Raw genomic sequence first — 9,709 nt, 5'->3', positions numbered from 1 at the left:
ACCTCCACCTCAAGGACGTCTCGGACCTCGCCGACCCCGACGTCCCGGTGCCGCCCAAGCGGATCCGCCGTCTCGCGGCGGTCTCGGGCGGGGACGAGCTCGAGGACGCCCTCGCGGCACTGCGGCGCACGGGTGCCCACATCGCCCGCGTTGTCGACCGCGACGGGCGCACCACCGGCGTGCTGTTCCTCGAGGACATCATCGAGGAGCTCGTCGGCGAGGTGCAGGACGCGACCAACGCCTGATCCGGAGCCGCGCTGTCAGACGAGTTCCGGCAGCGCAGCTCTCGCGTCCGCGGCGTCCATCCCGGTCGCCGTGAGCAGATCGACCGCCAGAGGGCGCAGGATCACGAGCAGCGTCTTCTCGGCGAGCCGCGCTTCCGGGATCATCCGCTGCGGATCGAGGGTCGTCGCCAGCAGGACGAGGTCCTGACGCGCCAGGGCGAGCATCGACGGATCGGCCACCGACCGGCCCAGGAGGGCGATCCCCGAGCCGAATCCGGCCACCGCGCCGGCGAGAGCCGGACGCGGTACGGCGTCGCCGACCAGGAAGTCGGTGCGCCGGGCGACGATCCGGAGATTCCGGGTGGCGAGATCGAGAGCGCCGAGCATCGTGCGCTGGCGGTCCAGCTCCCCACGGTGCCGACGGAGGAAAGGCGAGATCCGCGCGACGCCGATCGCCGAGTCGAGTGCCGCCGACCAGCCGTCGATGACGGGCTGCGTTCCGCGGATCCGCTCGAGCGCCGCCGCGGAGGCCGTGCCGTCGCCCCGGCGGAGCGCGTCCGCGAGCGTCTCGATCGTGCCGGCGAGCGCCTCCACGAGCCGGTGCGCCTCCGCCCGCGCCGCCCGGAGCGGAGTGCGGGGGACGATCGCGGTGCACAGCAGAGCGGCCAGTCCGCCCACGAGCCCGTCGAGGCTGCGGGTGAGCACTCCGCCGTCGGGCGCCGGCAGCACCATCACGAGCATCGCCTGGGTGCCCGCCGCGACTGCGAACCCGGGTGACGGCGAGAGCGCGCGACCGACCGTGAAGACGACGGCCAGCACCACGGCGAGCTGCCAGACCCCGGTGCCCCAGAGCAGCAGCAGCACCTCGCTCAGGGCGATGCCGAGGATCATCCCGACCGCGGTCTCGGCGACCTGCTTCGGGCGGGTGTCGCGGGCGATGCCGAGGCTCGAGATGGTGACGGTGAGCGAGAGCACCGGCGCCGGGTGCCCGAACGCGAACCGCGAGACGGAGTAGGCGAGGATCGCCGCGAGCACGATCTGCAGCACGGCGGGAGCCGACGCCGCCGCGCGCGCCAGTCCCCGGGACGGGCGGAGGCGGTCGCCGAGGACGAGACCCCGGATCCGCTCGGCCGCCCGATCCCGACGCGCGGGTCCTGCGGCCACCACGGCGTGGCCTACCTGGTCTTCGCCCCGAGCCGGGGCAGGCGGGGCACTCCCGCCTCCGCACCGGCTCCGGGTGGGACGACGACCTCCTGGGACGCCGCGACGCGGACCTCGCCCGCGAGCACGGTGAGCTCGAGGTCGACCGGGACGGCGCGCTTGATCACGGCAAGAGCGATCGGACCGTCCTCGTAGTGCCAGGCGCTGGAGGTGACGAGACCGACCTCGACGTCCTCGCCGCCCTTGGGCGCCGTGACGACGTCGCCGTGGGACGGGAGCGCGGAATCGGAGCCGTCGAGCTGCAGCAGCACGAGCCGGCGCGGCGGATGGCCGAGGTTGTGCACCTTCGCGACCGTCTCCTGCCCGCGGTAGCAGCCCTTGGCGAGGTGCACGGAGGAGCGGAGCAGGTCGAGCTCGTGCGGGATCGACCGCTCGTCGACCTCGGTCGCGTGCCGGGGGCGCCAGGCCGCGATGCGGAGCGCCTCGAGCGCGTCGGCGCCCGCGAACGAGACTCCGGCCCGGGCGGCCTCCGACGGGAGCACCTCGAGGACGGAGCGAGGCACGAGCGTCTCGCGGGCGTGCCAGTCGGCCGCCGGGTGCTCGGCGAGGGCGTACTGCCAGCCCCCGGGCTGGACGGTGGTCCACGGATCGACCCAGCTGACGGCGTCCTCGCCCGCCAGCTCGAGCGCGAGGACGCCGGCCGGGCCCTCCCCGAGGGTCGCCAGCGTGGCGTACTCGCTCGTGCGGTCGGCGATCTCGACGCGGAGCATGAAGCGCATCCGGTCGAGCCAGGCGGCGAGGCCCGCGGTCTCGTCCCGGTCGAGCAGGAGCCAGGCGGTCTCGCCGTCGTCGACCACGCGGATGAGGTGCTCGATGCGGCCGGTCGGGTCAAGGAGGAGCGTCTCGGCCGAGTCGCCGGGCGCGAGGCCCCTGAGCGCCTGGCTGGTCAGCGAGTCGAGCCAGGTGAGGCGGTCGGGTCCGGTGACGGTGACGACGCCGCGACCGGAGAGGTCGACGAGCGCCGCGCCCGCGGCGAGCGCCCTCTGCTCCCGGAACGGCTCGCCGTAGTGCGCGGCCACTCCGGGCTCGGCGGTGCTCGCCGTGGCCACCGCACCGGGGAGGTCCAGCAGCGGCGAGACGCGGTCAGTCGACACGGGCGAGCCGTCCGGAGGCGTGCGTGCGCAGACCCTGGCCGAGCGCGGCGATGTCCCACGCCCACAGCAGGTGCTCGTCGACGAGGCCGTAGAGGCGCGTCGCGGCGGCGTAGTCCTTCGCGGCGGCGGTGCGCATGACCGCGTCGGTCGCGAGATCGATGCGCGGACCCTTGACCTGGCCGAGGTACAGCTCGCTCACGCCGTCGGGGTGCACGAGCGAGACCTCGATGTCGAAGCCGCCCGTTGCGTTGCGGAGCGTCTCGACCGATTCCGCGTCCGGGAACGCCGGAGCACCGCGTCCCGGGAGCATCGCGGGGCCCGCGTCGGCGTCGGTCAGCGGACGGCTGAGCCGCCAGTACCCCATCTCGCTCACCAGCGGGCTGTGCCCGATCTCGCGCTCGTCGTCGAGCAGCCAGGTGTAGGAGCTGTAGTTGAGGTAGGGCAGCCCGTCGTAGCTGAAGCTGACGCGGTGGCCGAACTCGGCCTGCACGGATTCGTCGCCGACGGCGTAGTCGACGACACCGGATCCCTCCCAGACGCCGAGCAGCCAGGAGAGGGGGACGAGCTCGGGCGGCAGGCCCGACGGAAGGGAGATCACTCCGGCTCTGTCGCGGCGGCTAGCGCTGGCCGCGGTAGAGCTTGTAGACGACCACGCCGGAGACCCACGCGATCGCGAGGGAGGCGAGCCCGAGCAGTCCGAGATAGAAGAGTTCGAGGGCGAGAAGCATGGGTCCATCCTACCCGGCTGCACGGCGTCGGAGCGGGTGCGGCGGCACTCGCCGGAGCGGAGGTCGTCAGCGACCGGCGAGGGCCGCGATCGCGCTCGCGACGCCGACGACGACCATCGCTCCGACCACGCTCGTCATGGCCCGCAGCAGGTAGCCGGAGGCGCGCGCCACGGCCAGCTGGACCGCGAAGGTCGCGAGGACGCAGCCGCCGAAGGTGAGGGCGAGCCAGGTCTGCGCCGATCCTGACGGCGCCACGACGAGTGAGAGGACGGAGCCCACGAGAGCGAGCGCCCAGACGACGCCGATGCCCATCCGATCCCCGCTCATCCGTCAATCATGCCCGAGGCGGTCGGCCCTTCCGGCCCGCCGCTAGTATTGCCGCAGACCATTTCTGGAGGATCCGTGGCGCAGTTGTTGATACTGACCTCTGCGGGGGGCACCGAGGTGCTGCCCGCTCTGGGGCTCCTCAGCCACCGGACCCGGCAGATCCCGGCCGAACCGGCTCAGCTCGTGAACGCTCCGAGCTGCGATCTGATCTTCGTCGACGCACGTCAGGACCTGGCCAGCGCCAAGTCACTCTGCAAGATCCTGACGACGACGGGGATCAACGTCCCCCTCATCCTGATCCTCACCGAGGGCGGGCTCACCGCCGTCTCGGCCGACTGGGGCGTGAACGACGTCATCCTCGATTCGGCCGGACCCGCCGAGGTCGACGCCCGCATCCGACTCGTGATCGGGCGCCTCGCGCAGGAGCAGTCGGCGTCGCGGATCCAGGCCTCCGGCGTCGTGATCGACGAGGCCAGCTACTCGGCGAAGGTGCACGGCCGCCCGCTCGACCTCACCTTCAAGGAGTTCGAGCTCCTGCGCTTCTTCGCCACGCACCCGTCGCGGGTCTTCACCCGCGAGCAGCTGCTCAGCGAGGTCTGGGGCTACGACTACTTCGGCGGCACCCGCACGGTCGACGTGCACGTGCGGCGCCTGCGCGCCAAGCTCGGCGATCTCGAGTCGCTGATCGGAACCGTCCGCAACGTCGGATACCGCTTCAACGTCTACGAAGAGGACAATGAGCGAGTCGCTCAACCTCTCGGTTGAGGATCTGGCCGACCCCGCTGTGTCGGCCGGCCTCGAGCACCTGATCGGTCGTGCCACCTGGTTCGACCACCGGCCCCCGTTCAGCGACCAGACACTCGTCGACGCCCGGAACGGCTCGCGCACGCTCCTGATCGGCCTGCGGGCCGACGTGGTCGTGGCCGCCGCCGTCCTGGGGCAGGGCGAGCTCGAGTTCGTCGTGGATCCGGAGTGGCGCGGAGTCGGATTCGGCCGCGCGACGCTCGAGCAGGTGCTCGCGAGCGGCCGCACCGGCCTGCTCGCCTGGGCGCACGGCGACCACCCGGCCGCCCGCGCCCTCGCTGAGTCGCACGGATTCGCTCCGGTGCGCACCCTCCTCCACCTCGAGCTCGAGCCGCTGGCGGCTCCCGTGGTGTCGGTCCCCGAGGGCTACCTGCTCTCCGACGCACGCGACCTCGATCCCGCGGAGTGGGTCGCGCTGAACGCGCGGGTCTTCGCCGCGCACCCCGAGCAGGGGCGACTCACAGAGGAGGACCTCGCCGCCCGCCGCGCCGAGCCGTGGTTCGACGAGGGCGACTTCCTCCTGCTGCGCGACTCCTCCGGCGCCCTCGTCGGCTACGACTGGCTGAAGATCGAGCCCGGATCGACGACGGGAGAGATCTACGTCCTCGGCATCGCTCCGGAGCAGGCGGGTCGCGGCCTCGGTCGCGCTCTGCTCGGCGCCGGGCTCGCCCGCATGGCCGACCGCGGCTGCACCGCGGCCGATCTCTACGTGGAGGCCGAGAACCGCTCGGCGGTCGCGCTCTACCGCTCCCTCGGCTTCACCGACGCGTCGGTCGACGTGCAGTACCTCCAGCGGCGTCCGGCCGTCCGCTGACGCGGACGCTCCTCCCCAGGCCGCGTTCACCCGGCATTCACCACCCGCGGCGCGGAGCACGCGGGGGCGGTGCCAGGATGGTCGCATGGACGGCGACAACCTCATTCTCGAAGACGGCCTGAGCGACGAACTCGACGACGACTTCGACGACGAGGAGGAGCTCCCCGACCCGCTCCTCCCGGACAACCGCTACCTCGACCGCGAGCTGAGCTGGCTGGCGTTCAACCAGCGCGTGCTCGAGCTGGCCGAGGATCCGCTGGTGCCGGTGCTCGAGCGGGCGAACTTCCTCGCGATCTTCTCGTCCAACCTCGACGAGTTCTTCATGGTGCGCGTCGCCGGGCTCAAGCGCCGGATCCTCACGGGTCTCGCGCTCACGACGAACATCGGCCGCGTGCCGGTCGACGTGCTCACGGACATCTCCGAGAAGGCGCACCAGCTCCAGCAGCGCCACGCCCGCGCGTACCAGGATCTCGTGAAGCCGGCGCTCGGCGCCTCCGGCATCGAGGTCGTGCGCTGGAGCGACCTCAACGACGCCGAGCGCTCGGTGCTCGACGACTACTTCTCGGCGCAGATCTTCCCGGTGCTCATGCCGCTCGCGGTCGACCCGGCGCACCCGTTCCCGTACATCTCCGGGCTCTCGCTCAACCTGTCGGTCCGGGTCCGCAACCCCAAGACGCAGAAGACCGAGTTCGCGCGCCTCAAGGTGCCGCAGATGCTGCCGCGCTTCGTGCGGATCGCCGGCGTCGCCGCTCCCGGCGAGCCGATGCGCTTCATCTCGCTCGAAGACCTCATCGCGAACCAGCTCGACGACCTCTTCCCCGGGATGGAGATCCTCGACCACCACGTGTTCCGCGTGACCCGCAACGAGGACGTCGAGGTCGACGAGGACGAGACCGAGAACCTGATCAAGGCCCTCGAGAAGGAGCTGCTCCGCCGTCGCTTCGGCCCGCCCATCCGCCTCGAGGTCACCGACGACATGGACGACGAGACGCTCGGGCTGCTCGTGCGCGAGCTCGACATCACCACACAGGAGGTCTACAAGCTCCCGGCGCCGCTGGATCTCAGCGGGCTCTTCAGCCTGCAGAAGATCGACCGCCCGGACCTGAAGTACCCGAACCACGTGCCGACCACGGCTGCGCAGCTCATGCCCTCCGAGCCGAACCAGCGCCAGGACGTGTTCAAGGCGGTCTCGCGCGGCGACGTGCTGCTGCACCACCCGTACGAGTCCTTCGCGACCAGCGTGCAGTCGTTCCTCGAGCAGGCGGCCGCCGATCCGGACGTGCTCGCGATCAAGCAGACGCTGTACCGCACCTCGGGCGACTCCCCCATCGTCGAGGCGCTCATCGACGCGGCGGAGTCGGGCAAGCAGGTCCTCGCCCTCGTCGAGATCAAGGCGCGCTTCGACGAGCAGGCCAACATCTCGTGGGCGCGCAAGCTCGAGAAGGCCGGCGTGCACGTCGTCTACGGCCTCGTGGGCCTCAAGACCCACTGCAAGCTCGCGCTCGTGATCCGCCAGGAGAAGGGCGGAGTGCTGCGCCACTACTCCCACATCGGCACGGGCAACTACAACCCGAAGACCTCGCGCATCTACGAGGACCTCGGCCTGCTCACCGCCGACGACGAGGTGGGCAAGGACCTCACCCGTCTGTTCAACGAGCTCTCGGGCTACGCGATCGAGAAGAAGTTCAAGCGCCTCCTCGTCGCGCCGCGCCACCTCCGCAAGGGCCTGCTGAAGCGCATCGAGGCCGAGACCGAGAACGCCAGGGCGGGCAAGCCCTCCGGCATCCGGATCAAGATGAACTCGATCGTCGACGAGGCCGTCATCGACGCGCTCTACCGGGCGAGCCAGGCCGGCGTGCCGGTCGACGTCTGGGTCCGCGGCATCTGCGGACTCAAGCCCGGCCAGGAGGGCCTCTCGGAGACGATCCGGGTGCGCTCGATCCTGGGGCGCTACCTCGAGCACTCGCGCATCTTCAGCTTCGTCAACGAGGGAGAGCCGATCGTCTACATCGGCAGCGCCGACATGATGCACCGCAACCTCGACCGCCGCGTCGAGGCGCTCGTGCGGATCGTCGAGCCCGCGCACCTGAGCGAGATCGACGACATGTTCGATCGGGCGATGGACGAGAAGACCGCCTCCTGGTGGCTCGGCCCCGACGGGGTGTGGACCCGGCACCACCTCGACGAGGACGGCGCGCCGCTCTCGGATCTGCAGAACCGGCTCATGGCGCACATCACCCACCGCAAGCGCATCGCGTCGCGGTCCGCCTCCCGGGCCTCCGCCCGCTGACGCCGTGACGGGGACCGTCTACGCGGCCGGAGCGGTGTGCTGGCGGATCATCGAGGGCCGCCCGCACATCCTCGTGATCCACCGACCGCACCGGAGGGACGTCAGCCTGCCCAAGGGCAAGGTCGATCCGGGTGAATCGCTGCCCGAGACGGCCGTGCGCGAGATCCGCGAGGAGACGGGCCTCGCCGTCGGACTCGGGGTGCCGCTGGGCTCGACCGAGTACACCCTGCCGAACGGACGACCCAAGGCGGTCTACTACTGGGCGGCGCGGGTCAGCGAGAAGGCCGTGCTCCACTCCGACTTCCTGCCCAACCGCGAGGTCGAGGCCCTGGAGTGGGTCACGCCGAAGCGGGCGCGGGGCTACCTCACCTACCCGCACGACGTCGCGATCGTGGACGAGTTCTCGAGGATCGCGGCCCGCGGCGGGCTCGAGACGTTCGCGCTCGTGGTGCTGCGACACGCGAAGGCCGTGCCCGCCGACTCCTGGGACGGACGCGACTCCACTCGTCGCCTCAACAAGCGCGGGACCGACGAGGCCGCCGCGGCCGCCCGTGCCGTCGCGGCCTGGCGCCCGCGCAGGCTCGTCTCGAGCACGGCGAAGCGCTGCCGCTCGACGATCGCTCCGCTGGCGACCCTGCTGAAGAAGCCCGTCCGCCTGTCCGAGGACATCAGCCAGGACGCGTTCGAGCACGGAACCACGGACATCCGGAAGCTGGTCGGAAAGCGGGTGCGCGCCCGCAGGACCGCGGTGCTCTGCAGCCACCGGCCGGTCATCCCCGAGATCCTGCGCGAGATCGCCCTCGCGACCGCGACTCCGATCGGCGCCTACCTCGACGAGGCCTCGCACCTGCCCACGGGCGGGTTCACCGTGGTGCACCTCTCGAGCGAGCACCCCGGTTCGGGGATCGTGGCGATCGAGACGCACGCGCCGCTCGCCTGACACGTCACGGCGAACCGACCGGAGCGATCCGGACCGTCGGCGCGCCCTGCAAGCCCCGACGGGCCTCGTTCACCGCCCGTTCACCCAGCGGACCGTGGGCGGACACGACCCCCTCGTACATTCGCTCGCGGGCTGCACCAGGCCCTGTTCTGTTTCCATGCTTTCCTACCCGAAAGGGATACTTGTGAGAATCTCGCGTCTCGGCCAGGCGGCCGTCGTCGCCGCCGTCGCAGCGATCACTCTGACCTCGTGCGCAGCCAACGAAGGAACGACGGCCCCGGCCGACGACTCCTCCTCCGGCGCTGCCAGCAGCCTCGAGGGCACGCTCAACGGCATCGGCGCCTCGTCGCAGGGGTCGGCCCAGGAGGCCTGGGTCGCCGCCTTCCAGACGGAGAACCCCGGCGTCACCATCAACTACTCCCCCGACGGATCCGGCGCGGGTCGCGAGGCGTTCATCGCCGGCGGCGCCGACTTCGCCGGCTCGGACCGCGCGCTCAAGCTCGAGGAGCTCGACGGCTCCTTCGGCAAGTGCGCCGAGGGCACCTCCGCCATCGACGTCCCCGCCTACATCTCCCCGATCGCCCTGGTCTTCAAGATCGACGGCGTCGACGAGCTCAACCTCGACGCGGCCACCGCCGCGGGCATCTTCAAGGGCACCATCACCAAGTGGAACGCCCCCGAGATCGCCGCGCTCAACCCCGACGCGACGCTCCCCGGCGCCAACATCACCGCGGTGCACCGCTCGGACGACTCGGGCACCACCGAGAACTTCGCCGCGTACCTCAACGCGACCGCCCCCGACGTGTGGGACGCGGAGCCGGACGGCGTCTGGCCCTACGAGGGCGGCGAGGCCGCCCAGGGCACCTCGGGCGTCATCGACACCGTGACCAACGGCACCAACACCATCGGCTACGCCGACGCGTCGCGCGCCGGTGACCTCGGCACCGCGAAGATCAAGGTCGGCGAGGAGTTCGTCGAGTACTCCCCCGAGGCCGCTGCCGCGATCGTCGACGCCTCGCCCGAGGCGACCGACCGTCCCGACAACGACATCGTGTACGAGATCGACTACTCCACCGAGGAGTCGGGCGTGTACCCGGTCGTCCTGGTCAGCTACCTCATCGCCTGCCAGGAGTACCAGGACCCCGCGACGGCCGAGCTCGTCAAGGCGTACCTTGGCTACGTGACCAGCGAGGCCGGTCAGGAGGAGGCAGCGACCTCCGCCGGTGCCGCCCCGCTCTCGTCCGAGCTGTCGGCTCAGGTCGCCACC

General features: G+C 71.4%; 10 protein-coding genes. 6 read left to right on the top strand and 4 right to left on the bottom strand.

Annotated features, from left to right (window positions below):
* Positions 1–245, top strand: a 245-nt coding sequence (locus ASF46_RS19695; RefSeq protein WP_327205456.1) for a CBS domain-containing protein, incomplete at its 5' end; no start/stop codon positions are given.
* A gap of 15 nt (positions 246–260) precedes the next feature.
* On the opposite strand, the gene ASF46_RS04685 is transcribed toward ASF46_RS19695, so the two are convergent.
* From ASF46_RS04685 to ASF46_RS04670, 4 genes are all read right to left on the bottom strand, one after another.
* Entirely contained in the window at positions 261–1,388 is a 1,128-nt protein-coding gene (locus ASF46_RS04685) for an FUSC family protein (protein ID WP_157602208.1), read from the bottom strand.
* An 11-nt stretch (positions 1,389–1,399) separates the two neighbouring features.
* The gene (locus tag ASF46_RS04680) at positions 1,400–2,539 is read right to left on the bottom strand and encodes a YgfZ/GcvT domain-containing protein (protein ID WP_056866588.1); all 1,140 of its coding nucleotides are present in this window, start codon (positions 2,537–2,539) and stop codon (positions 1,400–1,402) included.
* On the bottom strand, positions 2,529–3,137 hold the full coding sequence (locus ASF46_RS04675) for an FABP family protein (RefSeq protein WP_056866587.1): 609 nt from the start codon (positions 3,135–3,137) through the stop codon (positions 2,529–2,531). The genes ASF46_RS04680 and ASF46_RS04675 overlap by 11 nt, the downstream gene beginning before the upstream one ends.
* 196 nt (positions 3,138–3,333) lie before the next feature.
* Positions 3,334–3,594, bottom strand: coding sequence for a hypothetical protein (locus tag ASF46_RS04670; RefSeq protein WP_157602206.1), 261 nt, complete (start codon positions 3,592–3,594; stop codon positions 3,334–3,336).
* A 75-nt stretch (positions 3,595–3,669) separates the two neighbouring features.
* Between ASF46_RS04670 and ASF46_RS04665 the strand changes: the two genes are divergently transcribed.
* The 5 genes from ASF46_RS04665 to ASF46_RS04645 all read left to right on the top strand — a co-directional run.
* The gene (locus ASF46_RS04665; RefSeq protein WP_055787643.1) at positions 3,670–4,359 is read left to right on the top strand and encodes a winged helix-turn-helix domain-containing protein; all 690 of its coding nucleotides are present in this window, start codon (positions 3,670–3,672) and stop codon (positions 4,357–4,359) included.
* On the top strand, positions 4,331–5,212 hold the full coding sequence (mshD, locus tag ASF46_RS04660) for a mycothiol synthase (RefSeq protein WP_056866585.1): 882 nt from the start codon (positions 4,331–4,333) through the stop codon (positions 5,210–5,212). The genes ASF46_RS04665 and mshD overlap by 29 nt, the downstream gene beginning before the upstream one ends.
* Before the next feature lie 85 nt (positions 5,213–5,297).
* Positions 5,298–7,502 (top strand): RNA degradosome polyphosphate kinase, encoded by a 2,205-nt coding sequence (locus ASF46_RS04655; RefSeq protein WP_056866584.1) that lies wholly within the window; start codon positions 5,298–5,300, stop codon positions 7,500–7,502.
* Between the two features lie 4 nt (positions 7,503–7,506).
* Complete coding sequence (locus ASF46_RS04650; protein WP_056866583.1) at positions 7,507–8,442, top strand: NUDIX hydrolase; 936 nt, start codon at positions 7,507–7,509, stop codon at positions 8,440–8,442.
* Positions 8,443–8,626: 184 nt separating this feature from the next.
* Positions 8,627–9,709 (top strand): phosphate ABC transporter substrate-binding protein PstS (locus tag ASF46_RS04645; protein ID WP_056867439.1); only part of this gene is annotated, 1,083 nt, incomplete at its 3' end.

Origin of the sequence: Rathayibacter sp. Leaf296, assembly GCF_001423045.1 — a bacterium.
Lineage (GTDB): Bacteria > Actinomycetota > Actinomycetes > Actinomycetales > Microbacteriaceae > Rathayibacter > Rathayibacter caricis.
This window is presented reverse-complemented; position numbering and strand designations above follow the sequence as displayed.